28 protein-coding genes are annotated in these 26,336 nt (G+C 72.6%); 15 read left to right on the plus strand and 13 right to left on the minus strand.

The window, feature by feature from the left end; translation table 11 throughout:
• Positions 1-36: 36 nt before the first annotated feature.
• Both AMK19_RS26820 and AMK19_RS26825 read right to left on the minus strand, forming a co-directional pair.
• Complete coding sequence (locus tag AMK19_RS26820) at positions 37-1,266, minus strand: glutathionylspermidine synthase family protein (protein ID WP_073816122.1); 1,230 nt, start codon at positions 1,264-1,266, stop codon at positions 37-39.
• Positions 1,267-1,272: 6 nt separating this feature from the next.
• Positions 1,273-1,611 (minus strand): hypothetical protein, encoded by a 339-nt coding sequence (locus AMK19_RS26825; protein WP_073816124.1) that lies wholly within the window; start codon positions 1,609-1,611, stop codon positions 1,273-1,275.
• 145 nt (positions 1,612-1,756) lie between these two features.
• Here AMK19_RS26825 and AMK19_RS26830 point away from each other — a divergent pair, with 145 nt between their 5' ends.
• Positions 1,757-2,179 carry a DUF350 domain-containing protein gene (locus AMK19_RS26830; protein ID WP_073816126.1) on the plus strand — a complete coding sequence of 141 codons (423 nt, stop codon included), beginning with the start codon at positions 1,757-1,759 and terminating at the stop codon, positions 2,177-2,179.
• 80 nt (positions 2,180-2,259) lie between these two features.
• Here AMK19_RS26830 and metX read toward each other — a convergent pair whose 3' ends face one another.
• The 3 genes from metX to AMK19_RS26845 all read right to left on the minus strand — a co-directional run bounded on the left by metX (position 2,260) and on the right by AMK19_RS26845 (position 5,869).
• Positions 2,260-3,402: a homoserine O-acetyltransferase MetX gene (gene metX / locus AMK19_RS26835; RefSeq protein WP_083647393.1), complete on the minus strand. Its 1,143-nt coding sequence runs from the start codon at positions 3,400-3,402 to the stop codon at positions 2,260-2,262.
• A gap of 8 nt (positions 3,403-3,410) precedes the next feature.
• Positions 3,411-4,730, minus strand: coding sequence for a bifunctional o-acetylhomoserine/o-acetylserine sulfhydrylase (locus AMK19_RS26840; protein ID WP_073816129.1), 1,320 nt, complete (start codon positions 4,728-4,730; stop codon positions 3,411-3,413).
• A 251-nt stretch (positions 4,731-4,981) separates the two neighbouring features.
• Complete coding sequence (locus AMK19_RS26845; protein WP_073816130.1) at positions 4,982-5,869, minus strand: LysR family transcriptional regulator; 888 nt, start codon at positions 5,867-5,869, stop codon at positions 4,982-4,984.
• Between the two features lie 91 nt (positions 5,870-5,960).
• On the opposite strand from AMK19_RS26845, the gene AMK19_RS26850 reads away from it, so the two are divergent.
• Positions 5,961-6,908: an EamA family transporter gene (locus tag AMK19_RS26850; RefSeq protein WP_083647411.1), complete on the plus strand. Its 948-nt coding sequence runs from the start codon at positions 5,961-5,963 to the stop codon at positions 6,906-6,908.
• 35 nt (positions 6,909-6,943) lie between these two features.
• Here the strand turns inward: AMK19_RS26850 and AMK19_RS26855 are convergent, their stop codons facing one another.
• Positions 6,944-7,981 (minus strand): C40 family peptidase, encoded by a 1,038-nt coding sequence (locus AMK19_RS26855; protein WP_073816132.1) that lies wholly within the window; start codon positions 7,979-7,981, stop codon positions 6,944-6,946.
• Between the two features lie 195 nt (positions 7,982-8,176).
• On the opposite strand from AMK19_RS26855, the gene AMK19_RS26860 reads away from it, so the two are divergent.
• Both AMK19_RS26860 and AMK19_RS26865 read left to right on the plus strand, forming a co-directional pair.
• Positions 8,177-9,028, plus strand: a complete 852-nt coding sequence (locus tag AMK19_RS26860) for a DUF4253 domain-containing protein (RefSeq protein ID WP_073816134.1) — start codon at positions 8,177-8,179, stop codon at positions 9,026-9,028.
• A 249-nt stretch (positions 9,029-9,277) separates the two neighbouring features.
• The gene (locus tag AMK19_RS26865) at positions 9,278-9,832 is read left to right on the plus strand and encodes an oxygenase MpaB family protein (RefSeq protein WP_073816135.1); all 555 of its coding nucleotides are present in this window, start codon (positions 9,278-9,280) and stop codon (positions 9,830-9,832) included.
• Positions 9,833-9,866: 34 nt separating this feature from the next.
• Here the strand turns inward: AMK19_RS26865 and AMK19_RS26870 are convergent, their stop codons facing one another.
• The 3 genes from AMK19_RS26870 to AMK19_RS35490 all read right to left on the minus strand — a co-directional run bounded on the left by AMK19_RS26870 (position 9,867) and on the right by AMK19_RS35490 (position 14,633).
• On the minus strand, positions 9,867-12,434 hold the full coding sequence (locus AMK19_RS26870) for an FtsX-like permease family protein (protein ID WP_073816137.1): 2,568 nt from the start codon (positions 12,432-12,434) through the stop codon (positions 9,867-9,869).
• A 36-nt stretch (positions 12,435-12,470) separates the two neighbouring features.
• Positions 12,471-13,337 carry an ABC transporter ATP-binding protein gene (locus AMK19_RS26875; RefSeq protein ID WP_083647394.1) on the minus strand — a complete coding sequence of 289 codons (867 nt, stop codon included), beginning with the start codon at positions 13,335-13,337 and terminating at the stop codon, positions 12,471-12,473.
• A gap of 198 nt (positions 13,338-13,535) precedes the next feature.
• A complete protein-coding gene (locus tag AMK19_RS35490; protein ID WP_073816139.1) occupies positions 13,536-14,633 on the minus strand; it encodes an SCO2583/SCO2584 N-terminal domain-containing protein in 1,098 nt (365 codons plus the stop codon).
• A gap of 110 nt (positions 14,634-14,743) precedes the next feature.
• Here AMK19_RS35490 and AMK19_RS26885 point away from each other — a divergent pair, with 110 nt between their 5' ends.
• Positions 14,744-15,094: a 5-carboxymethyl-2-hydroxymuconate Delta-isomerase gene (locus AMK19_RS26885; RefSeq protein ID WP_073816141.1), complete on the plus strand. Its 351-nt coding sequence runs from the start codon at positions 14,744-14,746 to the stop codon at positions 15,092-15,094.
• A 109-nt stretch (positions 15,095-15,203) separates the two neighbouring features.
• Here the strand turns inward: AMK19_RS26885 and AMK19_RS26890 are convergent, their stop codons facing one another.
• A complete protein-coding gene (locus AMK19_RS26890) occupies positions 15,204-15,764 on the minus strand; it encodes a hypothetical protein (RefSeq protein ID WP_073816142.1) in 561 nt (186 codons plus the stop codon).
• Between the two features lie 140 nt (positions 15,765-15,904).
• On the opposite strand from AMK19_RS26890, the gene AMK19_RS26895 reads away from it, so the two are divergent.
• The 3 genes from AMK19_RS26895 to AMK19_RS26910 all read left to right on the plus strand — a co-directional run bounded on the left by AMK19_RS26895 (position 15,905) and on the right by AMK19_RS26910 (position 19,858).
• Positions 15,905-16,444 (plus strand): SMI1/KNR4 family protein, encoded by a 540-nt coding sequence (locus AMK19_RS26895; RefSeq protein WP_143200414.1) that lies wholly within the window; start codon positions 15,905-15,907, stop codon positions 16,442-16,444.
• 859 nt (positions 16,445-17,303) lie between these two features.
• Positions 17,304-17,810, plus strand: a complete 507-nt coding sequence (locus AMK19_RS26905) for a DUF6624 domain-containing protein (protein WP_073816147.1) — start codon at positions 17,304-17,306, stop codon at positions 17,808-17,810.
• Positions 17,811-18,580: 770 nt separating this feature from the next.
• Positions 18,581-19,858, plus strand: a complete 1,278-nt coding sequence (locus tag AMK19_RS26910) for an MFS transporter (protein WP_241844607.1) — start codon at positions 18,581-18,583, stop codon at positions 19,856-19,858.
• Between the two features lie 219 nt (positions 19,859-20,077).
• On the opposite strand, the gene AMK19_RS36150 is transcribed toward AMK19_RS26910, so the two are convergent.
• Together AMK19_RS36150 and AMK19_RS26920 are read right to left on the minus strand one after the other, a co-directional pair.
• Positions 20,078-20,710: a hypothetical protein gene (locus AMK19_RS36150; RefSeq protein ID WP_073816149.1), complete on the minus strand. Its 633-nt coding sequence runs from the start codon at positions 20,708-20,710 to the stop codon at positions 20,078-20,080.
• A 142-nt stretch (positions 20,711-20,852) separates the two neighbouring features.
• Positions 20,853-21,260, minus strand: coding sequence for a DUF4345 domain-containing protein (locus tag AMK19_RS26920; protein WP_073816151.1), 408 nt, complete (start codon positions 21,258-21,260; stop codon positions 20,853-20,855).
• 91 nt (positions 21,261-21,351) lie between these two features.
• Here AMK19_RS26920 and AMK19_RS26925 point away from each other — a divergent pair, with 91 nt between their 5' ends.
• Complete coding sequence (locus AMK19_RS26925; RefSeq protein WP_073816153.1) at positions 21,352-21,960, plus strand: TetR/AcrR family transcriptional regulator; 609 nt, start codon at positions 21,352-21,354, stop codon at positions 21,958-21,960.
• Between the two features lie 135 nt (positions 21,961-22,095).
• Here AMK19_RS26925 and AMK19_RS26930 read toward each other — a convergent pair whose 3' ends face one another.
• Positions 22,096-22,809 (minus strand): aldo/keto reductase, encoded by a 714-nt coding sequence (locus AMK19_RS26930; protein ID WP_443135045.1) that lies wholly within the window; start codon positions 22,807-22,809, stop codon positions 22,096-22,098.
• Between the two features lie 188 nt (positions 22,810-22,997).
• Here AMK19_RS26930 and AMK19_RS38700 point away from each other — a divergent pair, with 188 nt between their 5' ends.
• The 6 genes from AMK19_RS38700 (at position 22,998) to AMK19_RS26960 (ending at position 26,256) form a co-directional block, all read left to right on the plus strand.
• The gene (locus AMK19_RS38700) at positions 22,998-23,147 is read left to right on the plus strand and encodes an MmyB family transcriptional regulator (protein WP_443135047.1); all 150 of its coding nucleotides are present in this window, start codon (positions 22,998-23,000) and stop codon (positions 23,145-23,147) included.
• An 8-nt stretch (positions 23,148-23,155) separates the two neighbouring features.
• A complete protein-coding gene (locus tag AMK19_RS38705) occupies positions 23,156-23,422 on the plus strand; it encodes an MmyB family transcriptional regulator (protein ID WP_443135046.1) in 267 nt (88 codons plus the stop codon).
• Between the two features lie 306 nt (positions 23,423-23,728).
• Positions 23,729-23,911 carry a hypothetical protein gene (locus AMK19_RS38485; RefSeq protein ID WP_073816158.1) on the plus strand — a complete coding sequence of 61 codons (183 nt, stop codon included), beginning with the start codon at positions 23,729-23,731 and terminating at the stop codon, positions 23,909-23,911.
• Between the two features lie 33 nt (positions 23,912-23,944).
• A complete protein-coding gene (locus tag AMK19_RS26950) occupies positions 23,945-24,760 on the plus strand; it encodes an alpha/beta fold hydrolase (RefSeq protein ID WP_073816160.1) in 816 nt (271 codons plus the stop codon).
• A 14-nt stretch (positions 24,761-24,774) separates the two neighbouring features.
• Entirely contained in the window at positions 24,775-25,545 is a 771-nt protein-coding gene (locus tag AMK19_RS26955; protein WP_073816161.1) for a MerR family transcriptional regulator, read from the plus strand.
• A 159-nt stretch (positions 25,546-25,704) separates the two neighbouring features.
• The gene (locus tag AMK19_RS26960; protein ID WP_143200416.1) at positions 25,705-26,256 is read left to right on the plus strand and encodes a hypothetical protein; all 552 of its coding nucleotides are present in this window, start codon (positions 25,705-25,707) and stop codon (positions 26,254-26,256) included.
• Positions 26,257-26,336 lie beyond the last annotated feature (80 nt).

Here is a 26,336-nt window from a genome sequence, read left to right on the forward strand (position 1 = left end):
GCGTAGTCGCAGCGGTGGGTCGGCAGGTGAGGAGGTTCAGCGAATGATGTGTGGGAGGAATCGGGCGCCCTGGTGGGTGATGGGGCTGTCGTCGGTCTCGCGGATGCCGAGGCCGGCGGATTCACCGTCCACGACCCAGGCGCCGAGGACGGGGCGGTTGCCGTCGAAGTCGGGGAGGGGGTGGTACTGCTGGTAGCAGTGGCCTTCGGAGCCGTAGCGGTCCGGGTCGCCCGCCCAGTCGGCGAGGCGGGTCTGGGTGCCGTCGGGTTCGACGATGCGGATGCCGGCGCCCTCGCGGCCCAGCAGCGGCTTGGCTGCATAGCCGGGGCCGTCGGGGTCGGCGAGTTCGCGCGGGCCGTCGAGGTAGGCGGGCAACAGGTTCGGGTGGCCGGGGTTGAGTTCCCACAGGACGGCCAGCAGCGCCTTGTTGGACAGCAGCATCTTCCAGGCGGGTTCGATCCACAGCGTGGAGCCGGTGCCGCCGCCGAGGTCGATGACGTCGAGGAGCCGGTCGGCGAACTCGTCCTCGACGAGCCACTCCCACGGGTAGAGCTTGAACGCGGAACGGATGAAGCGGTGTTCGAGGTCGACGAAGCGGCCGGTCAGGCCGTCCCAGCCGATGTCCTCCACGGCGATGCCGACGGTCTCGAGACCGGCCTGTTCGGCGCACTCCTGGAGGTAGAGGGTGGTCAGCCAGTCCTCGCCCTCGGTGTCGCCGCGGGAGTGGGCGAAGTGCACGGGCCCGGGCGGGAGCAGGTGCTTCTGGCGCTGCCAGGAGGCGATCAGGCGTTCGTGGAGGGAGTTCCACTGGTCGGCGCCGGGGAAGCGGTCCTCCAGCCAGAACCACTGCGGTCCGGCGGCCTCGATCAGCGAGGTCGGGGTGTCGGCGTTGTACTCGAACAGCTTGGCGGGGCCGGTGCCGTCGTAGGCGAGGTCGAACCGGCCGTACACGCTGGGCTGTTCGTCGCGGCGGTGCCAGGACTCGGCGACGGCCGCGGCCAGTCGGAGGTCGGTGATGCCGAAGTCGGCGAAGCGGCCGGTGCGCACCACGTGGTCGGCGGCGGAGAGGGAGAGCTCGTGGAGTTCCTCGACGACCTCCTCCAGGGCCTCGACCTCGGGGAGGGAGAACTCGTAGTAGGCGCTCTCGTCCCAGTAGGGGTGTGGGCCGCCCTGATTGCAGGGGTCGGAGCACATCGCGTACACGAGGCCCTGGGACTCGACGGTGGCCAGCCAATCGGCGCGCGGAGTGATGGTGTGACGGCGCATCAGGGATCAGCCGCCGCCCGAGCCGCTGCTGCTGCCCTTGGGGCAGCCGAAGCCGCCGCGCTTGGTGGCGGCCTTGTCGAAGGTGCCGCCGTTGACGGTGTCGGTGCCGTACCCGCAGTAGTACCAGCGGCCCGCGCCGGCGCCGCCGGCCGAACAGGAGTGGCTGTCCAGCACCTTCAGCGTGGTCGGGTCGACGCAGCGGCTGGGCGGAGTGCTGGAGGAGGAGCAGCCGGACAGGGTGAGGGCGAGCGTGCCGACCATGCCCAGCGTGACGAAGCCCGACCGGCGGCGGGTGCCTGGTATCGGTTGGTCCGGGGCGGGAGCGGCGGGCGGCGGCGGTGTCATGGCGGATCATCGTACGCGGAGGGTGTGATGGTCGGACCATTCCCGTCGGAAACTGAGGACCCGCCAGGACGATGGGCTATCTTTTGCCAATCCTTGACCATGGCGCGGCCCGGCGCGGCCGCGCGACCCCGGGGGAGCCCCGCTGATGAACGAGATAGTCCACGGCCTCGGCGCGGCCGCCGTCTACGGCCTGGTCGGCCTGCTGCTGTTGCTGCTCGGCTACCTGCTGATCGACGTGCTCACCCCGGGCAAGCTCGGCCGGCTGATCTGGGCGGAGGGCAACCGCAACGCCGCCCTGCTGCTCAGTTCGGCGCTCCTCGGCGTGGGCGGCATCGTGTACACCGCGATCCGCACCACCTACGACGACTTCGGCAAGGGCCTGGTCTCCACGCTGTGCTTCGGCGTTCTCGGGCTGCTGCTGATGGCGCTCGCGTTCTGGCTGCTGGACCTGCTCACCCCCGGTCGGCTGGGCGCGGTCCTGGTCTCGAAGGAGCCGCACCCGGCGGTGTGGGTGTCGGCCAGCTGCAACCTGGCTGCCGCAGCGATCGTCGCCGCCTCGATCGCCTGACGGAACACCTGACGGAACACCTGACGGAACGGCTGGCGGATCGCCTGACGGGCCGCCGCCTCCGACGGCCCGTCGCGGCGTCATCGGTGTGCGCCCGGCAGGAGTTCGGCGAGCAGCGGTGCCACCTGGCCGGTCTCCAGCAGGAAGCCGTCGTGGCCGTACGGCGAGGAGATCACCCGGAGGGCGTCGGCGTGCGGCAGGTGCGTGGCGAGTTCGGCCTGTTGGGAAGGCGGGTAGAGCCGGTCCGAGTCGACGGCGGCGATCAGCGCGGGGGCGGTCACCCGGCGCAGTGCGGCGGCCGTCCCGCCCCGGCCGCGGCCCAGGTCGTGGGCGTTCATCGCCTCGTTGAGGACGATGTAGCTGCCCGCGTCGAAGCGGTGCGCGAGCTTCGAAGCGTGGTGGTCGAGGTAGGACTCGACGGCGAACCGCCCGCCGCGCCAAGGGTGTTCGCCGGCCTGTGGGGCGCGGCCGAAGCGGGTCGCGAGTTCGGTCTCGCTGCGGTAGGTGATCTGGGCGAGCCGGCGGGCCAGGCCGAGACCGCGGTGCGGCCCGGCGCCGGGCGGCAGATGGTGGTAGTCGCCGCCGTGCCAGCCGGAGTCGCTGCGGATCGCGTGCAACTGCGTCGAGGCGTGCGCGATCTGCTCGGCGGAGGCTGCCGCTGCGGTCGCCAGCACCAGCAGCCCGCCCACCCGTGAAGGGTGCGCGACCGCCCACTCCAGCGCCCGCATCCCACCCATCGACCCGCCGACCACCAGCGCCCACCGCTCCACGCCGAGCGCGTCGGCGAGGAGCGCCTCGGCGGCCACCTGGTCGCGCTGGGTCAGGAGCGGGAAGCGTCCGCCCCAGGCCCGCCCGTCGGGCGCGGGGGAGGACGGCCCGGTGGAGCCCTGGCAGCCGCCCAGCACGTTCGGCGTCACCACGAACCAGCGGTCGGTGTCCAAGGGCCGCCCAGGGCCGACCAGTTCGTCCCACCAGCCGGCCGTGGGGTGACCGGCCGCGGCGGGCCCGGCGAGGTGGCTGTCGCCGGTCAACGCGTGCAGCACCAGGACGGCGTTGGAGCCGTCCGGCGTGAGCGAGCCCCAGGTCTCGTACGCCAGTCGCGCGTCCGGCAGGGTGCCGCCCGCCTCCAGGGCGAGCGGCCCGGGCAGTGCGAACCAGTGCCGCCCGCCGGCCGGGTCGCCGTCCCGCCAGGCCCCGGTGGCAGGCGGGACGGCAAGGCCCACAGTGCTGTTCAGGACACGCCCTTCGCCGAACGGAAGCCCGCCTCCAGGTCCGCCTTCAGATCGACGACGCTCTCCAGCCCGACCGACAGCCGCACCAGACCGGGCGCGGTGCCGGTGGCCGCCAACTGTTCGGCGTCCAGCTGGCTGTGGGTGGTGGACGCCGGGTGGATCACCAGGCTGCGGACGTCCCCGATGTTGGCGAGGTGGCTGAACAGCTCCAGCCCGTCCACGAACCGCCGCCCGGCCTCGACGCCGTCACGCAGTTCGAAGGAGAGCACCGCGCCGGTGCCGCGCGGCAGGTAGTGCTGGGCGGCGGCGTGCCAGCGGCTGGACGGCAGACCCGGGTAGTGGACGGCCGCGACCTCGTCGCGGGCCTGGAGCCAGCGGGCCAGTTCCAGCGCGTTGGCGGTGTGCCGCTCCAGCCGCAGCGACAGCGTCTCGATGCCCTGCAGCAGCAGGAACGCCGAGTGCGGGGCGAGCGCGGGGCCGAGGTCGCGCAGCAGCTGCACCCGCAGCTTGGCGGCGAACGCGCCCGGCCCGAGGGCGTCCCAGAACCGCAGGCCGTGGTAGCTCGGGTCGGGCTCGCTGAAGCCGGGGAAACGCTCGGCGTGGGCGCCGAAGTCGAAGGTGCCGCCGTCCACCACCACGCCGCCGATGGTGGTGCCGTGCCCGCCGAGGAACTTGGTCGCCGAGTGCACCACGACGTCCGCGCCGTGCTCGATCGGCCGCAGCAGGAAGGGAGTCGGCACGGTGTTGTCGACGATCAGCGGCACCCCGGCGGTGTGTGCGACATCGGCGACGGCACGCACGTCGAGTACGTTGCCTCGCGGGTTGCCGAGCGACTCCGCGAACAGCGCCTTGGTGTTCGGACGGATCGCCGCCCGCCAGGCGTCCAGGTCGTCCGGGTCGTCGACGAAGCTCACCTCGATGCCGAACCGGGGCAGCGTGTGCCGCAGTAGGTTGAAGGTGCCGCCGTACAGCGACGCCGAGGAGACCAGGTGGTCGCCCGCCCCGGCGACCGTCAGCAACGCCAGCGTCTCGGCGGCCTGGCCGGAGGCCAGCGCGACCGCCGCCACGCCGCCCTCCAGGGAGGCCAGGCGCTGCTCCAGCACGTCGGTGGTCGGGTTGTGGATCCGAGTGTAGATGTTGCCCGGCTCGGCGAGGGCGAACAGGTCGGCGGCGTGCGCGGTGTTCCGGAACGCGAACGAGGTGGTCTGGTAGATCGGCACCGCCCGGGCCCCGGTTGCGGGGTCGGGCTGCGCGCCCGCATGGATCTGCCGGGTCTCGAACGACCAGCCGGGAGTGGCCGCGGGGCTCTGCTCGGACATGCTGCTCCTGTACGCGTGCGGGGAGGGGCGGACGGCTGCGCGGGCAGGGCGGAGCCGTCACGGGAGGAGGGGGCGACGGACCGTCGGGATGTTCGGGCGGCGGAAGGAGGCTGCCGGGACGGTCACGGCGTCAGGTAAGCACAGCGCGGGAACGGCCCGCCAGCGGATCGTCGGAGTGGACATGGGGGGACACGCGACGACACATCCAGGAGACCTGACGGTGCATCATCGGATATTCAGGTCATGTGATTTCAGGCGGTCGGGGCTTCGGGAGGGATGCCCAGAAGGTCGAGGAAGGCGGCGGTCGCCGGAGTCCGGCCCGAGCGGCTCCACACCGCCGTCTCGACCCGGGTGGGCGCGTCCGACACCTCGACGACGGCCACCCCCGTCAGCCGGGACACGTACGCGGCAGGAAGCATCGCCACCGCCAGCCCCGGGCCGACCAGGCGGGGGATGTATGCGGCGTCGCTGACCTCGAACGCCACGTCACGGATCAGGCCGGCCGCGTTGAACGCCAGGTCGGTCTGGGTACGGCCGGCCGTGCCCGCGGGCAGGTCGACGAACGGTTCGGCGGCGAGCGTGCGCAGGCTCACCCGGCGGCGGGCGGCCAGCGGATGGTCCGGTGCCACGACCGCGACCAGGCGGCCGCGGGCCAGCTCGCGTGCCGTCACCCCCGGCGGGCGCAGCGTCGGCGGCAGTCCGAGGAAGGCCACGTCCAGCGAGCCCCGGCGGACCTGTTCGATCAGGTCGTCGCTGGCGCCGACCCGCAGGCTGATCCGCACCTGTGGGTGACGGCCGCGGAAGGCGTGCAGTCCGGCCGGGATGTCCACGGCGGTGACGGTCGGGATCAGGCCCACCGCGAGCCGCCCGCGCACCTCGCCGACGGCCGCCGCGACCTCGGCGGCCGCTCGTTCCGCGGCCTCCAGGCACTGGCGGGCGGCCGGCAGGAAGGCCTCGCCCGCCGGGGTCAGCCGTACCCGGCGGCTGGTGCGCTCGAACAGCCGGGCGCCCAGCTCCTGTTCGAGGCGGGAGATCTGGTGGCTGAGCGCCGATTGCACGACCAGGCAGCGCTCCGCGGCGCGGGTGAAGTTGAGCGTTTCGGCGACCGCGAGGACGTAGCGCACCTGTTGAAGCTCCATGAACCCATCCTGTATCCATCGTGATTCCGGATCAATGCGCTGACAAACATGTGTTGGACTCATCGATCGGGTGAACGCCAGACTCTTCGACATGACAGCGACCGTCCCCACCCCGTCCGCCGACCCGCTCACCACCCGTCCACCGTCCGGCAGTTCGGGCCACGGCCCCGGCGTCCTGCCGCGCACGGCGCTGACCGCGATCGCGCCCGCCGTCTGGGGCACCACCTACGTGGTCACCACGCAGCTGCTGCCGCCCGGACATCCGATGTTCGCGGCCCTGCTGCGCGCCCTGCCCGCGGGCCTGATGGCGCTGGCCGTCACCCGGACGCTGCCGCGCGGCAGTTGGTGGGGCAAGGCGGCTGTTCTCGGCGTACTGAACATCGGACTGTTCCTGCCGCTGCTGTTCACCGCCGCCGAGCGCCTGCCCGGCGGAGTCGCCGGAACCCTCGCGGCCGCCCAGCCGATGATCGTCGCTGTGCTGGCCGTGGTCGTGCTGCGTCAACGCCTCTCCGGCCGACGGTTGCTGTGGGGCCTGGTCGGAGTGCTCGGCGTCGGACTGGTGGTGATCGGCCCGAGTGCCGCGCTGGACGCCGTCGGCGTGGCGGCCGGACTCGGCGGCGCCGCCACCATGGCGCTCGGGGTCACCCTCACCAAGCGCTGGGGCCGCCCCGAGGGCGTCTCCCCGCTGGCGCTCACCGGATGGCAACTCACCTCCGGCGGTCTGTTCCTGCTCCCACTGACCTTCGTCTTCGAAGGCGCCCCGCCGGCCGTCGGCGGGCGAGCCGCACTCGGCTACCTGTGGCTCGGCCTGATCGGCGGACTGCTCACCTACGCCCTCTGGTTCCAGGGCATCACCAGCCTTCCCGTCACCAACGTCGCCGTGCTCGGGCTGCTCTCTCCGCTGGTGGCCGCCGTGCTCGGCGCGGTGGTGCTCGACCAGACCCTCGGCCCGGTCCAGCTGGTGGGCTTCGCCCTCGCACTGGCCTCGATCGTCGCCGGACAGTTGCCCGACCGCCGCCCCGCCCCCGCCCGGAGCTGATCGGCGATCGGATGTCGCGGCCTTCGCCCGGCTCGTCAGACCCGGCGGATCACATTGATCGAGATGGCGTCGACCTTCATCACCTTCACCACGTCACCGGCCTTCGGCGCGTGCACCACCTGGCCGTTGCCGATGTACATGGCGACGTGACTCCGGTCGGACTTGTAGATCACCAGGTCGCCGGGCTGAGCGTTGTGCCAGTCCGTGCCCACGTTGGTGCCGACCGTGGCCTGCTCCTGCGAGGTGCGCGGCAGCGAGACGCCGGCCTTCGCGTACGCCCACACCATCAGACCCGAGCAGTCGAAGGTGCTCGGGCCGGACGCGCCCCAGATGTAGTCCGCACCCTGCTTGCTGAGCGCGGCCTCCACCGCGACCTTGGCCGCGCCGGTGGCCGGGGGCAGAGTGGTCGGGTCGACCCGGGAGGCGCTGCGCGAGGCGGAACCGTCGGTGCCCCGGACGATCTCCGCGCGATCGGCAGCGGACACCGTGGCCAGCAGGCGCTGCGCCTCCTGCAGCTTGGACTGCACGGTGCCCTTGGCGTCGTCGAGCGCCCGGGTCTGGCCGTCCAGGTCGGCCAGGACGGCCGAGGCCTCCTGCTTCTGCTGGTTCAGCCGGCGCTGCTGCTCGTCCAGCGCCTTCAGGGTCTCGGCCTGGGTGCTGGCGGCCTGGTCGAAGGAGGACGCCTGGGACAGGTACCGGTCCGGGTCGGAGGAGAGCATCAGGCGCACCGACGGGTCGATGCCGCCCTGCCGGTACTGGTCGCCGGCCACCGCCGCCAGCCCGGTGGACAGTTCGTTCAACTGTTCCTGGCCGCGCGCGATCTGGTCCTGCAGCTGGTCGGCCTGCTTGCGCAGCTGGTCGGCCTTCTCCTTGGCGCCGTTGTACTTCTCGGCCGCCTGCTCCTGCTCCTCCAGCAGCTTGTCGACCTGCGCCTTCACCTCGTTCTTGTTCGGCTGGGCCGGGGCAGCGTGCGCGCTCACCTGGGCCGACAGGGCCACCGCGGTGGCGGCGGCACCGGTCAGGACGTAGGTGCGGGCGCGGCTCGCTTGTTTCGGGCGTCGATGGGAAGCCATGAGGGTCCTGCTTTCTGCTCCGGTCGAACGCATCAGTGTGCGTGATAATCCGACAATGAGTTTGAGGCCAGACCGTAATCAGCTCAGGGCCTCCACGTCCACTTCCGCAGGTCGCCAATTGGGCCGAGAAGGCCCAGCATTGATTACTTCTCAGTAGGAAGTGGCCCTGTCGGCGAGGCTCGTTAGCGTGCACGCATGACCGGCGCCCTCCACGAACTGCGCCACCTGCGGCCCTACGCCGACCTGACCGCCGTCGCCGCCCTGCTCCCCGCCGGACGGCTGGTGAAGCCGGACGACCACGACGCGGACACCGTCCCCGTGCTCTGGATGAGCGACGGGCCCGCGCCCCTCGGCCTCTGGGAGAAGCTCCACCGCGAGCACCCGAACACCGGGCTGTGGCCACTGCTGCTCGCCCCCCTCGCCACCACCGACGCCGCGTTCCGCCCCTGGGGATCCGGCGAACTCCAGCCGCGCGGCGCCGGCGAACCCGACTGGCACGACCCTGCCGCACTGCTGCGCACCGGCTGGGAGTGCTCCACCACCCCCGCCGGCGAGGACGGGGAGGCCGACCCGCAGGAGAGCGCCGAACTCGCCGAAAGCATTGCCCCGTTCACCGACGGCTGGCCAGGAACGGCGCCCACCCCCGAACGACCCGGAGACCCCGACCGGGCCGCCCGCGCCCTCGCCCGCGAACTGCTGGCCGACAACGCGCACCTGCGGATCGGCCTGGTCCCCGCCGCCACCGGCGCCGAGGCGCTCACCGCCTGCGGCTGGACCGGGCCGGTCAACCACGAGGGCGACATCGCCAAAGTCTCCGCCGTGCTCCTCGACTGGGAACGCCGCTACGGCACCCGACTGGTCCAGGTCGGTTTCGCCGACCTCGAACTGAGCGTCGGAGCGCCGCCCGAGGACGACGACTTGGCGCTCCGGATCGCCGCCGAACACCTCGCGTTCTGCCCAGACAAGATCTTCCAGGGCGTCGGTACGATCGCAGACTACGCCCCCGGCCTGGTCAACGCCGAGCAGTGGTCCTTCTGGTGGGACTGACCGGGGCTCGACCCACCGGCAACTCCCTTTGTCGTGAGCAGAGATGGCAGCGCGTCAGCTTCGGCGGAGCCCGATTCACGCGTGCGGGCGGAGAATTGGCCGTCGGCTCACCCTGCGGGGTGGTTTGAGGCCCGGACCAGCAGGTTTGACCGGGAACCGCCCCTAGGCTTCGGACCATCCGGAACCGGCCGAAGCCGAACGGTCATTGAGTGGCCGTCGGGCCACTGGAGCGAAAGGGGGTACGGACCTATGACGCGCACCGCACAGGCGGAAGCGGACTCCATGCTGCGCCGCACCCTCGGTGAGCGGCGCATCGCCCTGGTCGCCTGGCGGCTGCTCGTTCTGCGGAACGCGCACCCTGCAGTCGGGGCCGGAGTCGCGCAACTCTCCACCTACCGCAGCCACCCCTGGCGGCGGATCGAGCACACCGTGGACAGCGGCAGACGCCTGTTCTTCTCCGACCAGGAGGCCCTGCAGCGCGAGATCGAGCGCCTCGAACGCAGTGACCGCCGGATCTCAGGAGTTGACGACCAGGGCCGCCCCTACACGGCCCTCGACCCCGCCGTCCGGGCGATGTTCCACGCCGCGGACGCCGACCACAGCGGCCAGTTGTGCGCCGACGAGTACCGCACCCTGTTCGGCGGCACCCGCGTCCACCCGGCCGAACTCCACCACGGCTTCCGCCAACTGGACACCGACGGGGACGGCTGGATCACCGAGGAGGAGTGCGTCGGGGGCTTCACCGAGTTCTTCACCGCCCGCACCGGCAGCGTGGCCGGGGCCCAACTCCTCGGCCGACCATGACGGCCGCCCGGCTGGGCGGCAGCCGGGCGGGCAGTCAGAGCGCGGTGGTGGGACGGGCGCGCAGCAAGACGCGCCCGGGGAGAGCGGTGGCGGCCAGGCACAGGAGCGTGGTCGCGGCGACGAGCGGAAGGGCGGAGGTGAGCGGAACGTGCGGGGCATCGGAGGTCAGCACACGAGTGAGCGGGGTGAGCGTCGCCCAGGCGATCGCGGCGCCGGTCACCAGACCGATCGCGGCGATCAGCAGCGCCTCCCAGCGCAGCATCGAGCGGACCTGTCGGCGGGTGGTGCCGGCCAGCCGCAGCAGGGCGATCTCGCGGCGGCGGTCAAGGACGGTCATCACCAGGGTGTTCGCGGCAGTCAGCGCCGCGAACCCGGCCAGCACGCCGGCCATCACGTTGTTCGCCCAGCTGTTCAGCTCGCGGTCCTGGTCGTCCTGCTGCGCGTAGCCCTGGCGGTCCTTCACCGACAGGCCCTGCGGGGCCAGCTCGGACAGGGCCTTCGTGGTGGCGGCGCCGTCCGCGCCAGGAGTCTCCGCGACCAGCAGGCGCGCCGGGTACGGCGAATCGGTATGCGCGGCGACCGCCGCCTTCGGCAGCAGAGCCTGCCCGAAACCGAGACCGCGGCCGTAGATCGCCACCACCGTCGGTTCGACCCGGGTGCCGTCACCGAGCCAGAACGCCGCCCGCTGACCGACCTTCACGTGCAGGCCCTCGGCCAGGAAGGAGTCCAGCGCAACCGTGTCGACGGAACGGGAGAGGTCGGCCAGTGCGCCGGACGTCACGCCCAGGTCCAGCACCTTCGTCAGGGCGGCCGGGTCGCCGTCCACCGCCACGGCGGGGGCCGAACCGAGCGCGCCGGAGGACGAGTACACCAGGCCGGTGGGCAGCAGGCCGACCGCGGCGTCCACACCCGGCAGGTCGGCCGCGCGGTCCACGACGTCCGAGGGCAGGCCGGGCGCGGCGACGGCGGTGACCACCCGGTCCGCCGTCAGCCCCTCGCGGACCTGCACCGAGGCGGCATGGTCGAGGCTGGACTGCAGGAACAGCAGCGTCCCGCAGAAGGCCGTGACCATCACGATCGGGACGGTCGCGGAAGCCAGCCGGCGGGAGGCGGACCGAGCATTGTCGGCTGCCAACGAGGCCGATGCCCCGGCGGCGCGCAGCAGCACACCCACCAGGCCGACCGCGCCGCGCACCAGCCACGGGCCGAGCAGCCCGACCGCGACCAGGAAGCACAGCACCACACCCAGGGCGAGGTTGGCGGCCGTCGCACCCGCCATGCCGGCCGCCGCCACCGCCAGGGCGACGGCGCCGGCGGCGAACAGCACACCGAGCACCGCCCGTACCGCGCCCGGCGCACCCGGCCCGATGTCGGCCGCGCCGAGTGCCTGGGTCGGCCGCATCCGGGCGCTGTGCCGGGCCGCGACCAGACCGGCGGCCAGCGCCGTCCCCGTGCAGAGGGCGACCGCGACGAGCAGCGGCAGCGGTCCCACGTCGAGCGACACCCCGGCGGGCACCGCGCCGCGCGAGACCAACTCGCCGAACCACCAGCGGGCCAGCAGCACCCCGGGCAGGACGCCGATCGCGGCGGCGACCGGGGCGATCAGGCCCGCCTCGGTGGCGATCGAACGGCGAATCTGGCGGGGCGTCGCCCCGATGGTCCGCAGCAGCGCGAACTCGCGGGCCCGCTGGCCGGTGGCCAACGTGATGGTGCCGGCCAGTACGAACACCGCGACCGTGGTGGCCGTCCCGCCGAAGGAGCCGCCGATCCCGGCCAGCACCTCCTTCGCCTCCAGCAGTGCCGGCTGCTCCACCTCGCCACGCTGCAGGCCCGTCGTCACCTGCGCCTTGCCGTCCAACGCCTGGCGCAGGGCCTTGGCCAGCGCGCGTGGGTCGGCGCCCGGCGCGGGGCGGACGGCCAGGGCGTCGATCCGGCCCGGGTGACCGGAGATCCGGTCGGCGGTGGCATCAGGGAACCAGACGGTGGCCCGGCCGGACTGCGCCTCGGCGAGACCGGAGATCCGGTAGGGCGCGGTGCCGGCAGGCGTGTCGAGGGTGAGGGTGGCGCCCGGCGCGAGGTGGGCGGCGCGGGCACTGGCGGCGTCCAGCACCAGTTCGCCGTCGGTGGGGGCGCGTCCCTCGGTGAGGTGCTCGCCGGGGGCGATGCCGAGCGCGGCCCAGCCGCGACCGGTGAGCCCAGGCAGATCGGGCAGGTTGGGCAGGTTGGCTTGCTCGGCTTGGCCGGGCTGGCCGGGTCGGTTTGCGGACACCGGGAACGCGGAGTCGGGGCGGGCCTCGCCGACGCCCGGCACGGCGGCCACCACGGCCGTCAACGAGGCGTCCAGCCGGGCCAGTTCGGGCAGGGGCCGGGTGACGGTGTCGGGCTGCTTGCCGTGGACGACCGTGATCTTCACGTGCTGGTCGGCGGAGACCACGATCGGCGCATCCGCGTACCGCTCGGGCTTGACGGACGCGGTCAGACCGGTCTGCAGCAGCACGCCGCACGCGGTCACGATGGCGGAGGCGAACAGCAGTGCCAGGAAGGTGCCCGCGAACGAGGCGGGTCGGAAGCGTACGGCGGCGCGGGCCAGGCCGTTGGTCATGCGGTCAACTCCGAGGAGGCGAAGGGGAGACGGCGGTCAGGGACGGGCGGGCCGGGCGGCGAGGGTGAGCATGCGGTCGGAGACGGTGCGCGGGTCGGGATGGTGGAGTTCGCCCGCCAGCAGGCCGCCGGCCAGGAAGACCGCGCGGTCGGCGAAGGAGGCGGCGACCGGGTCGTGCGTCACCATCACCACCGTGGCGCCCAGGCCGTCCACCGCGTCGCGGAGCAGACCGAGGACTTCGTGCGCACTGCGCGTGTCGAGCGCGCCGGTGGGCTCGTCGGCGAAGATCACGTCGGGTCGGGTGATCAACGCCCGGGCCAGTGCGACGCGCTGCTGCTGCCCACCGGAGAGCTGTCCGGGGCGGCGGGCGGCATGCTCGCCCAGACCGACCCGGGTGAGCAGTTCGTGGGCGCGCGCCTTGTCCTGTCGGCCGCCGGCCAGACGCTGTGGGAGCAGCACGTTCTGCAGGACCGTCAGCGAAGGCAGCAGGTTGAACGCCTGGAAGACGAAGCCGATCCGGTTGCGGCGGAGCTTGGTCAGCGTGTCCTCGCCGAGCGAGCTGATCGGCCGGCCGGACAGCAGAACCTGCCCTGCGTCGGGCCGGTCGAGGCCGGCGGCGCACTGCAGGAAGGTGCTCTTGCCGGAGCCGGACGGGCCCATCACGGCCGTGAAAGTGCCGGCGGCGAGCGCCAGGTCGACCCCGCCGAGGGCGTGCACCGCACCCGGGCCGCGACCGTAAGTCCGGCGCACCCCGCGCAGTTCCACTGCCGGCAGTTCGGAGGCGGACGGCCCGGGCTGTCCGGACCATCCGGACTGCCCGGGCACGGCTGCGGCTGCTGCGGCGTCGAAGGCGGGCTCGTGGGCGGGCCGGCCGGGCTGGGAACGGCGCAGGCGGGGCGACATGGTGGGGCCTTCCTCGGAGGTGACGCCCCGGGGGTCCTCTCTTCCGGGGCATCGCCAACGCTAGGAAAACCACAGGTCACCCGCCATGAAGGGGGCAGGAGGCTTCGAGGTGGGGTTATCCCCACCATCATCCGGCTACCAACCCCCGCTAGACGTCAGGGGGCTGAGGCATCACCGGGTAGTCGGTCCGCCGACGGCTCACACCGGCTTGGTGGCGTGCGCCGGGATCTGGTTGGTGACCGCCAGCACTTCGCCTCGCGGCTGCATGCCCGTGGCACGCCGGAGTTCGGCGACCTCCGGGTCGGCCACCGACACCGTGACGGTGTAGGGCGCGGGGCCGGTGATGGTGTTGGCACCGTCGGTGCGCACCATCATCCCGGAGGAGAGGGCCTGCGCCTCCACTCCCGGGCAGAGTGCCGCCACCGGCAGAACGACGTGCGCCACCGCGCCGTAGTCGGAGACCAGCCAGCCCTTGCCGTCTGCGGTGTGCTGCGCGCCTTCGATCGTGGCGGGCAGCCCGTACGCGGCGGCGACCAGCCCGTCCGGACCCTCGATCTCCACCGCGACGCCCTCCGGGCCGAGCGGTGCGGACAGCACCATCGGCGTCCCGGAGCCAGAGCTGAGCCGCAGGTCGAAGGTGAACTCCTCCTGCCGGCCGGCGTCGAGGCGCTGGTACCCGTAGGCGGCCAGCAGGAGTGCCGGCCCCGACGACCCCTCGACGGTGAGCGAGGCGGGGGCGGCCGGGAAGCGGTGGTAGCCGCGCGCCCCGCACCTGCTGCCGGTGAACACGCCGCCGCCGGGCAGCGCGCGGTCCGTCGAGGTCGAAGGGCTGCCCGGGCTGCCGGCGGCGCGGCCCAGTTGCGGGGTGTGGGCGCGCTGCGGCACGAACAGCACCCCGCCGGCCACCAGCAGGACGATCAGCAGCCCGAGCACCACCGTCCACTGCTCGCCCCGACTGAGCGAGCGGAACCCCCTCAGCCGACCGAAACCTCCACTGCGGTACGGGAGCTGGACCTCGTCCGGGTGGCGGCGGTGGCGTCGATGGCGGCGGAATCGGTGCGCGAAGCGGTCGCGGAACCGACGGCTGCGGCCCGGGTCGCGGCGGGACGGGCGGGCGGTCGACCAGCGGCGGCCGCCCGGGTCGACCGGCGGCTCGTGGCGCCAGCGCTCGGCCAGCATCCGGGCCCGCGCGGACGGCTCGCTGACGGTGGCGGAGCGGACGAACTCCTCGTCCAGGACCAGACCTTCGAACGGGTCCGGCGGTTCGACGGCGTCGGGCGGGCGATGGTCGGACATTGCGCCAGTATGCCTGCCGACGGTGACATCGCGGGGCTATGTTTTCGATCACGGACGCCACCGCCCCCGGGAGGTTCCCGGGCCGCCGCGCGTCCAGGAGGACTCCCGCCATGCCACAGATCCTGATCGACCACTCGCCCGGCCTGGACTTCGATGCGACGGCGTTCGCGAAGGAAGCCCACCAGCTGATCCCCGAGGTGATCGACACAGCCACCGCCGACTGCAAGACGCTGGTGCGACCCGCCGCCACGCACCTGGTCGGTGACGGTTCGTCGGGCGAGGCGGTCGTCCTGGTCGAGATCAAGATCCTGGCCGGGCGCAGTGCCGAGGCCCGGAGCGAACTGTCCGTCCGGATCACCGACCTGCTGCGCTCGCACATCCGGGTGCCGGCCGCGTTCTGCGTCCAGGTGAGCGAACTCGACCGGGAGACCTACGTGTTCGTCCACCACGCCGGGCACTGAGACCGGCTGCGGAGGCGCGGTTGTTCGAGGCCGGGGCGGAACGATTCGCCTCGGCCTTGGGCGGTTGGTCAGTTGGCGTCGGCCGGGTCGGGGAGGGTGGGGGCGGCGGTTACAGGCCCGGGGTGGATTCGTCGAAGAGCAGGCAGCGAGCCCGATTGTCCAGGTCGAGGGTGCGTCCGGAGATGATCTGGCGGCCATCCCTGTCCACGTCCCGGGCGGTGTGGTGGATGCCCTTGACGCCGTCCAGGTCCGGTTGGCGTGCGGTGCGTTCCGGGCGGCCGCTGCGCGGCAGGAAGATCAGATACTCCCAGTCGCGGGACGGGTCGTGCACCGTGGCGCAGCTGTTCGGCGACAGTCGGACGGTGGTGAACCCCGGGTCGTTGGCGACCGCGGAACGGCCGAAGCCGGCCGCCCCCGCCCGGGTCAGGTCGAGACGGGGCGTGGGTGCGCTGCTGTGTTTCTGCTGCTCGTACACCCAGACCCGGCCGGGAGTCCGGCCGTTGTAGTTCTCGTGCTCGTAGAGGCAGAAGGAGTCCGGCGGGCAGGCCGCGACGCCCTGGCCGTGCGTCATCCGGCCGCCGGTGTGCGGGATGTTCGCGGCGTCGGCCGGGTTTGCGGGGGCGGTGGTGATGGCGAGGAGCAGCAGCCCGGCCGACGTGCGAGTGATCATTTTCGTCATGCCCCACCAACGAGAGCGGATCGGGTCGGGCACGCGGGCGCTGCTATTCGTGACGTGGCGTCACCCGGGCGGCCGTTCTGCCCTGGGTCGGCCCGGTCGGTGCTGTCGGTCGGGTGGAGGAGGATGTCGGGATGAGCGGTGCCGAGGCGTTTTTGGAACGGGTGCGACGCGCCGCTGCGGACAGTGAGGACCTCCGGGACACGATCACGCCGGGGGAACTGGAGGCGGTGGAGCGGCAGTTGGGGTTCCCGCTGCACCCGTTCCTTGCCGCGCTCTACACCACGGTGGGAAACGGCGGGTTCGGCCCGATGGACGGTCTGCTGCGCCTCTGCGCCCCCGAGTTGACCGACCAGGACGGGAGGACGGGGCTCGGGACCACGCTCCGGTTCAGGGCGGAGGCCGGTTCGGGGCGGCGCTGGCCCGCTGACGTCCTGCCGATCCTGGCCTGGGGCTGCGGGATGATGGCGTGCGTGGACTGCCGCAGCGCCGACGGCACCGTCCTGCTCTACGAACCGAACGCGAACGAGGGCGCGGACACCTCGGCGGCGTGGTTCGTCGACTCGCCCAGCCTGGCCGACTGGTTGCGCACCTGGCTCGACCGGTGCGGCTGGTACGAGGACGACCAGGCGGACCTGCCCGTGTGGTCGGAGGTGGCGGACAGGCTCCGCTGACGGACGACTGTGTGGTGCTGGGCCCGTTCTATGGCAGCTCGGCGCGACCGGTCAAGGCCCTTGCCGACGCTGCGAACCCGGAGGAGCTCTTCCGGGGCCAGTGCCAGAACCGCCCGTCCGTCGTCGACGACGACAAGCGCTACCCGGACGGCCGTTGGAGCGAGGGTTGCACCAACGCCTGGACGCTCTGGGAGGAGATCGTCCCGCTCGGCTGCAAGGGCAGCTGCCAGTGCGTCGGCTCCTACCTGCGGCGGAAGCGTACGTCGCCCCGGCCCATGACCGTACAGCCGCCATCGCCCCGCGCCGTCGCCGGCCGGATCCTCCAGCGGCCCACGGCGCTGTCGGAGGCCGAGCAGTTCCAGCTCAAGTCCGTACTGGCCCGCTGCCCCGAGCTCGATGCCCTGACCCGGTACGTCCGTTCCTTCCCCGTCGTGCTCACCGAGCGCCAGGGCGAGCGTCTCCCCGGAATGGTTCGACGTGGCCCGCCAGGACGACCTGCCCAGCCTCGGGCGAACTGTTCGACTGCGGCGACGGGCCAGGGGTCGAAGCCTTCGGGGAGGTGGATCTCCAGGACGGGCTGCCTTGCGAGCGTTCGGTGAGTGCTTCGTCGTTCCGTCCGGATTGGGGCCGGGCTTCGTCGCATCCGGGCGTTGGGGCGTGGAGGCGCGGGTGTCCTGGGTCGGGGAGTGGGTGGTCGATCGCGTTGGTGCCGTACTGCCGGTGCGAGGGGTGGTGAGTTCAAGTATTCCGGTGCTCGGAGGGGGTTGTCACCGTTCCGTGGAAGGAGATTTGGTGCGATTCGGGTGCCTAGGGTTGCGGATGACCGGTAGGGGACCGCGAGTTGACGTGGAGTGGGGAAATGGCATCCGAATTCGAGGCATTGGCCGCTGAGTTGACTGCCATGGCGGCGGCGGATCACGAGGCGGTGCGGCTGGCGAACAGTGCGGATCCGGGGGAGCAGTTGGCGTGGCGGCGGTTGACTGTGCGGCATGCGGATCGGCTCGGCGAGGTCATGGAGGTGCACGGGTGGCCGACCGCGGAGCTGGTGGGGGAGGACGCGGCTCGGGCTGCGTGGTTGATTGCGCAGCACGCCGATCGGCAACTTGACGTTCAGCGGCGGGCGTTGGGGTTGATGGAGCGGGCGGTGTGCGCGGGTGCGGCCAGTCCGGGTGAGCTGGCGTTTCTGCGGGACCGCACGCTGGTGAACGAGGGGCGGAAGCAGGTCTACGGCACGCAGATCGCGGGGGTGAGGGACGGCGCGCCGGTTCCGTGGCCCTGTGAGGAGCCGGAGCGCATGGACGAGCGGCGTGCGGAGGTCGGCATCCCGCCGTTCGCCGAGTATGTGGCGCGGTTCTCGCCGGCCTGACTCGGTTTGGGCGGGGCCGGGTTTCTCTTTTTTGGGGGAGCTTGGAGGACTTCGATGCGCGCAGGACCGTGCCGCGGGCGGGGCGGTATGGGTCGGTGTTTCGGCGGCAGGGCCGAGGTGTTGTGTCGTTCCTGCGGTGGCGACGCCGGGGTGCCGGCGGTGATGGGGCTGGTGAAGGAGCGTGAACGTGCTGCTCGGCGGCGGGTGGAGAGCCTTGGCGTCGACCGGTGCGAGGGCACGGAGCAGCGACGCCAGGATCGGTACGACAGCGGCTTCTCGGAGTCATGGAGCCGGATCGATTCCTGGCCGGCGACGCATTCGGCTTCCGGACTCGCTCTGCTCAACCCGCCGGCGGCATCGGAGGAGATTCGGGCCCGGCATCCCGTTGCCCGGTGATCGCGCCGAGTCTCTGCGATGTCCGACCCGCTGACGTCGACGAGTTCTTCGAGGGGCCGCAGCCTGGTGCGAGGCAAGGGCTGGCAAGGACGGCTGCTGCGATCAGGGCGGCGTGGGGCAGCGAGCGTCTGTAGAAGAGGATTGACGGATGGTCAGGTTCGGGAGCGGCGAGCATCCTTTCTTGAGATGATCATGAAGCCTTGGCTTGCGGACCGGGGGCGCGGTGAGCGGATCAGATGAGCGGATCAACAGGGGCGGCTTCGGCTGAACCCCGCGCCCGGGTTCGCCGAGGCGCCCGACGTGCGGCTCGCTCCCGGGCACTGCGCCGCGCCGTCCGTCCCCGCCCAGTCGTGATCAACATGCAGGAGTACCACGTGAGTCAGACCAGCACACTGTCACCCGAGGGTCGTCAGGGGGACGCAGCCCCGGACGGTCGGCCCTGGCTGGTGCGTCGAGGGCTGCTCCTGGAGTCCGGCCCGCAGCGCAGGCTGGCGCTCGGGGGCTTCGTCAACCAGCTCGGCACTGCGGCCTTCCTGGCGACGGCGCCGCTGTACGCGCTGCGGGTGGTCGGCCTGCCGATCGGGCAGGTCGGACTCGGCCTCGGGGTCGCGGGAGTGGTCGGCCTGCTCGCCGGTCCGCCCGTCGGGCATCTCGCCGACCGTCGCGGCCCTCGCGGCGTCTTCCTGGTCACCCTGTTGATCCAGGCCGTTTCCGTGCTGTCGCTGCTGTTCGCCCACTCGTTCGTGGCGTTCATGGTGTCCATGGCGGTGACCGACCTGGCCGGTGCCTCGGGGGGCGCGGCGCGCGGCCCGATGATCCGCCGGTTCGGCGGTGACGAGGTGCCGAAGTTCCGCTCCTACCTGCGCTCGACCGCCTTCCTGGCCAGTACCTTCGGCGCGCTGGCCGCCGGTGTGGTGATCCAGCTCGACTCCGGCTCCGCCTACCGCGCCCTCATCGTCGTCAACGCCTTGACGTTCATCGGCTGCGCGGCCGTCATGCTCGGGGTGCCCAAGCTGGAACCGCTGCCCGCATCGACCGGGTCGAACCGGTGGCTCGCGCTCAGGGACAAGCCGTACATGGCGTTCGTGCTGCTGGACGGCATCCTGTGGATCCAGGGCGAGGTGGTGACCTACGCCCTGCCGCTGTGGGTGGTCCTGCACACCGATGCGCCGCGCTGGTTCACCGGCATCGCGCTCGCCGTCAACACCGTGATGGTGGTGGTCCTTCAGATCCGGACCAGCCGCGGGATCAAGGGCGGCCAGGTCGCCGGCCGGGCCACTCGGCGCGCCGGGCTGGCGTTCCTGGTCGGCATGGCGGTCATCGCGACGGCCTCGGGCCTGCCGGGCTGGGCCGCCGCGGCGGTCATGACGGTCGGCGTCGCGATCCACACCGTGGGTTCGCTGTGGCACGCGGCCGGGTCTATGGAGCTGCGGTTCCGGCTGGCACCCGCGCACGCGCAGGGGCAGTACTCCGGCGTGTTCGGTCTCGGCATGGGCCTCTGCTACACCGTCGCTCCCGGCCTGCTCGGCCTGCTCTGCCTGAGCTGGGGCGTCCCCGGCTGGCTGGTCATGGGCAGTGTCTTCGTCGCGGCCGGTCTGGCCATGCCGTTCGTGGTCCGATGGGCCGGACAGTCCCGGGAGCTCGGCGCCTGAGCGGGCGGACCGGGGCCCGGGCCGGTCCTTCGGAGGGTCCGGGCTCCTTTGAGCAGACCCTGAGTTGCACCGGAGTACCTGTCCTCATGAACGGACGGACCGAGGATCGCCCGATTCGGCCGACCCGGCAGGCGGGAGCATGCGGGGGCGGCGAGATTCTCTGCGGGGTTGTTCGGCGGCCGTGTTGCCGTCGGTGGGGGCCTCGCGGTGGTCGGAAGGTCAACGGTGCTGCGGGGAAGGGGGGTCGGGCGGGCTGCGGTAGGCGGCCGGGATGTCCCATTCGATGAGGGAAGCGGGGAACCAGGTCACCGGTTTGGTGTCGGTGCGGGTGTTGGCCCAGGTGGCGAGGCGGGCGGCGGTGGGGTGGTCGGGGAGGAGGTCGCGGGCGTCGGTGCGGATGTCGAGGTCGCGTACGGCGTCGTGGTGGAGGTCGTTGCAGAGCCAGCTGTGCAGCCACCCGCAGTCGTATCCGAGGACTTCCCAGCCGAGTTCGCGTCCGCCCGGGGTGGTGGCGAGGGCGTGTGCGCGGTCGTCGCCGGTGGGGGTGGGGTCGGTGACGCGGGGGAGGAGGACCGGTTCGTGGGCCTGGCCCGTGTGGATGTCGGCGAGGATGGCGGGGAGGTGGGCGACCGGCACCAGTAGGGCGTAGAGGCGTGCGTCTGCGGGGAGGGGCGCGCAGGCCGTCAGGGCGTCCTGCGGGGTGGCGAACCGGGTGTCGTCCGCCGGGAGTTGGTCGATCAGGCAGGCGGACGCCGTGGTCAGTCGCTCGACCCGGGGGAGGCCGGGGCCGGTCATGGGCCCCGGGACGGCGACGAAGTAGCAGCAGAGCCGTTCGTGGGGCGCTTCCTCCACCGGGCGGGTCCTCCCCGGGTGATACGGGCTTCTCCGACCGGGGGTGGACGGTGGGCCGATCGTCGCAGGTCAGGTGGTGCGGACGAGACCCGGCCGGACGCCGCGCGGCGCCGGACGTGGGCGGTGAGTCGATCGTCGCAGGTCAGGTGGTGCTCTCGGCGGGCCGGTGCGGTTCGGGGTCGGTGCCGGCCAGCCAGAGGAAGAGGGGCGGCAGGGCCAGTTCGACGGCGCCGAGGACGATCTGGAACCAGTGCGGCCAGCCGTGCACGGCGAGGGAGAGGAGCCGGCCGAGGGCGCCGAGGAAGAAGATGCCGGCCAGCCCGCGGACGGCGGTGGTGCGGATCGGGGACTGCCGGGCGGCCCGGAGCCAGGCGATGCCGTAGCCGGCGAAGATCGCGCCGAAGAAGCGTCCGAGGCTGTCGACGGTCGCGTCGGCCGAACTCTCGCCGGGGATCGCGGCGTTGCCGGCCAGGACGTGGAACAGTCCGATCGCCACGCACGCGTACCCCATGGTCAGCATCAGCCCGCGCAGCGCCTTGGCCTTCGTCATGGCAGTGCCACCCCCGTGTTAGTAGACACGTGTCAACCAGTGCTGCCAGGCTACGCGTCACTGGTAGACACGTGTCAAGTAGCATGGGTCCGTGCCTCCCCGCCAGCGTCTCAGCCCCGCCGACCGTCGTGCCCAACTCCTGGGCGTCGCATCACAGTTGTTTGCGGCGCAACCGTACGACGAGGTGCTGATGGAGGACGTCGCGGAGCGCGCCGGGGTCTCCCGCGCGCTGCTCTACCGGCACTTCCCGAGCAAGCGCGACCTGTTCGCCGCGCTCTACCGGCAGGTCTCCGACCAACTGCTCGCCAGCACGCGGTTCGACCCCGCCGACTCCCTGGTCGAGCAGCTCGCCGAGGGCCTGGACGCGCACATCGAGTACTTCGCGGAGAACCGCAACACCGTGCTCGCCGCGAACCGGGTGCTGGCCGGCGACCGGTTGGTCCGGACGGTCATGGACGACGAGCTCGACGCCCTGCGCGAGCGGCTGCTCGGCGTGCTCCCGATCGGCGACGACCGGGCCCGGCAGGCGGTGTCCGGAGTCCTGAAGAGCTGGCTGGTGTTCGTCCAAGTCCTGTGCGTGGACTGGCTGATCGACCCGCACTGCACCCGCGCCGAACTGCGCGACGTCTGCATCGGCGCGGTCCTCGGTGCGATCCGGCCGCTGCTGGACGAGGACCCCGCCCCGGACTGGCCGCGCTGAGCACGCGCTGCGCGCTGAGCAGATACAACGCGCTGGGCATGGGCTACGCGTACTTCAGGAGCAGTTCCGGCATCCGCGGGTCCTGGTGGGTGAAGCCCAGGCCCGGCCAGTGGCGGTCGAGGGCGGCGATGGCGGTCATCTCCTCGGGGGCGAGCCGGAGTCGAACACGGCGATGTTCTGGCGCAGCCGTGCGGGGTCGGTGCTCTTGGCCACCAGGGGGATGCCGCGTTGGAGCAGCCGGCGCAGCACGACCTGCGGGACGGTCCGGCCGTGGGCGGCGGCGATGCGGCGCAGGACCGGGTCGGCGTGCAGGTCGGGATTGCCCTGGGTGGGCGGGCCCCGGGACTGGAGGACGGTGCCGTGGCGGTCGTGCGCGGGGCCGAGTTCGGTCTGCTGGTGGAAGGGGTGGGTCTCGCACTGGTGGACGGCGGGGGCGATCCGGCTGTGGGTGACCAGGTCGAGGAAGCGGCCGGGGTGGAGGTTGGAGACGCCGATGGCCCGGACGCGTCCCTCGCCGAGGAGTTCCTCCCTGGCCCGCCAGGCGCCGAAGACGTCGTTGAACGGCTGGTGCATCAGGTACGGGCCGAGGTGGTCCAGGCTCAGGTTGTCGAGGAGGCCGCCGCGTTCCTCCGCTCCCGCCGCGAGCGGATCGCCCCCGGGCGGGCGGGGCTGCCGGTGCACGGCCTGCGGCGGGTGGCGGGGCTGCGCTGCGGTGAGGTCGCGACGCTGGCCGGTGTCAGCGTCGAGTACTGCACGCGGCTGGAGCGCGGCAACCTCAAGGGCGTCTCCGGCAGCGTGCTGGACGCCGTCGCGCCGGCGCTGCGCCTGGACGGCACCGAACGCATGCACCTGTACGACCTGGCCCGCGCCGCCGGGGCCGCAGCGCGGGTGCGGGTGCGGCGGCGAGAGGGCGCGTCGGCGGTGCGGCCGAGCGTACGGCGGATCATCGAGGGCATGCCGGACCTGTCGGCGTTCGTCGCCGACGACCGCCTGGACCCGCCGGCCGCCAACGCGCTCGGCCGGCCCTGTTCGCCCCGATGTACGACGACCCCACCACCCGTTCGAACACCGTCAGCCCCGCCGCCCGCAGGTTCTACGCCGATCGGGAACGCGTCGTACGCGACGCGGTGGGCGTGCTCCGGGTCGCCGCCGGCAAGGACCCGGACGACCGGAGTCGACCCGGCTGATCGGCGAACTGTCCACCCGCAGCGAGGAGTTCCGCACCCTGTGGGCCGCCCGGGACGTGCACGTGTTCCGCACCGGCGTCAAGCGCTTCCGGCATCCGGCGGTGGGCGAGCTCGAACTCGACCACGAGAGCAGGCGGCTGCCGGGCGAGAACGGGCTGAGCGTGGTCGTCTACAGCGCGGCCCCCGGCAGCGCCGCCGACGACGCGCTCGCCCTGCTCGCGGGCCGGTCCGCGACGGCCGGCCCGCAGCAGCGGATCGACGCGCCGACGCGGTGACGCGCGTCATGCGCGGGTGCTGTCAGCAATCGGTGCGCTGTCCCGTTCGGAGGGCACGCGAACCAGACAGCAGCACCCCATGAGGCACGCCACCTCCGGGCAGGTGGACCAGTTGGTGGCGATGCTCACCGCCGACGCCACCGCGGTCTCCGACGGCGCCGGGCTGGCCAGGCGGCTGCTGCGGCTCACCGGCCCCGAACGGATCGCCGCCACCATGTGGGCCGGCTTCCGGCCCACCCCCGCCAAGATCCGGCTGTCCGGCGGCACCCCCGTGCTGCACATCGCCGAGGTCAACGGCGCCCCGCGGTGCTCGCCCAGGTCGACGGCCGGGTGCGGGGTGCCGTGGTGCTCCACCTGCGCGACGGCAGGGTCGCCGGGCTGTGCGGCATCGCCGCGGCCGGCCGACCGGCCCGGCTCGACGCGGCCTGGCAGCGGCTCGACAACGTGCCGCCCGCGGTCGCCGGTTGGTGGGCGGACGCCCGGGCTTGACCTTGACCCGAGGTCAAGCTCCAGGCTGACGGCATGACGAAGAACGCGAACGCGACGACTGCCCGGACCGGACTGATCGCGGTGGAGGACACGGCGCTGGCCGTCACCGACACCGGCGGCGCCGGGCAGCCCGTGCTCTACCTCAACGGCTCCTATGCGACGCAGCGGAACTGGCGGCACGTGATCGCCGAACTCGGCGACGGCTACCGGCACATCACCTTCGACGAGCGCGCCCGCGGCCGCTCGAAGACGTCCGCCGACTACTCCTTCGAGGCGTGCCTGCGCGACATCGACGCCGTGCTCGACGCCACCGGCGTGCAACGCCCGCTGCTGGTCGGCTGGTCCTACGGCGCGGCGCTCGCCCTGCACTGGAGCACCCGCAACCTCGAGCGGACGGCCGGCGCGGTGATGGTCGACGGCGGCTACCCCTGGGACTACCTGGCCGCCGTCGAGGGCGGCCGGGACGCCGGACGCGAGCAGATCCGCACCATGTTCCGGAAGTTCGGATGGCTCATGCCGCTGGTGCGGCCGCTGGGCATGGCCGCCCGGATGTCCGCCGCGCAGCACGCCGAGATCAACATCGAACTCAACGAGATCGTCGCCGACAGCGACCCGGTGTTCGACCTGGTGACCTTCCCGATGCGGTTCCTGGTCGCCACCGGCGCCAGCCTCGGCGGCACCGAGGAAGGACTGACCGCGATGCGCGCCACCCTCGACCCGATCCTCGCCCGCAACCCGCACGTGACGGTCGGTGCCACCGTCCCGAGCAAGCACACCACCATCGTGCGCAAGGACTTCCGCGCCATCGCCACCGCCGTCCGGGAGGTTTGCCAGGACACCGCGCAGTGAGGTTCTCTGACGGTATGACAGACGGCATCACCATCGGTCGGGCCGCCGCGTTCGCCGGCATCACGGTGAAGACCGTCCGGGTCTACCACCGCAGCGGCCTGATCGAGGAACCCCGCCGCGACAACTCCGGCTACCGCCGCTACGACACCGCCGACCTGCTGCGCCTGGTCCAGGTCCGCACCCTCGCCGCAGCGGGCGTACCGCTCGCCGGGATCGGGCCGATCCTGAACGCCGAGGGCCAGGACTTCACCGCCGCGCTCGACCAGGTCGAGGAGAACCTCACCCGGCGCATCGAGGAACTCGCCGCCCGCCGCGCCACGCTGCGCCGACTCGCCACCGGCGACCGGCTGCTGCTGCCCGACCGGGCCTGCGCGATCCTCGACCGGATGCCCGGCCTCGGCTTCTCCGCCGCGGACGTCACCACCGCCCGCGAAGGACTCGTCCTGGTCCGGACGATGATGCCGGACGGCTTCGACGAGTACCTCGCCCAGATCGAGCACGGCCTCGACGACCCCCGGCACGTCGCCCTGATCAAACTCACCTGGAGCGCCGGGAACTGGGCCGCCGACGACCCCCGGATCGAGGAGCTCGCCGAGGAGGTGGCCCGCCACTTCCTCGACGACCCCTCCCTGCTGCCGACCCTGACGGGCCTCCAGGACCAGGACGACGCCGCCACCCGCCGCGACCTGCTCACCCGCCATGGCGAGGACGACCGGCCCGGATGGACCAGGCTCACCGCGCTGATCCGGCGGAAACTGCGCGCGGCCGGATTCGAACCGGACTGACGTCAGACTCCGGACTGCCTGCCTGCCTGCCTGCCTGCCCGCGTGCGACCGGCCGAGCGATTCGACGTACTTGAGCATCAGCCGGGCCGGCTCTGGGCGCTCGCGCTCGTCCCAGTCGGCGGTGATGCACTCGAACGCGGCGCGCCGGTGGCGGCGGACGTGGGCCATCAGCGCGCTGCCGGCCGGGCCGAGGTGCCGCACGGTGCGGCGGCCGTCGTGCTGCGAGGCGGCGCGGAGCAGGTAGCCGACCTTGACGGTGTCGGTGACCATCCGGCTCGCGACCGGGGGGTCGGCACCGAGGAGTTCGGCGAGGGCGCCGACGGTGACCTCGTGCTCCGGGTCGCGGGTGCCCTCCAGGACGTGGGCACCGTGACCAACCGCCTGCACGCCCAGGGCCTGCCGATCCGCGCCGCCGGCGCAGAACCCGCCGCGCCGACCGTCCAACTCGCCTACCCCGAGGCGCAGGTGGCACCCATCCACCCGGAGAACATCGCGGATATCGCCGTCGAGACGATCAGCCACGCCGAGGCCGAGCAGCAGATGAGCCGCTTCGTGCCGCCGGCGGTGGTCGGTGCGCTGCTCGCACTGTGGGCCGCCGCGTGCGACGGCCCGGCGACGGTCGGCGACACCACCCGGGCGCTGCTCGGCACGCCCGAGCGCTGCTTCCGACAGTGGGCGACGGAGAACGCTGCCGCCTTCGCCGCCCGCTGACCCGAGCACGCGGCCGCGGCGTCACGGGGTCGGTGCAGAGCCGGGAACGGAGGGTCCGTGGGGTGGGTGGGTGACGGACC

Source organism: Kitasatospora sp. CB01950 (assembly GCF_001905465.1).
Classification (GTDB): Bacteria; Actinomycetota; Actinomycetes; order Streptomycetales; family Streptomycetaceae; genus Kitasatospora.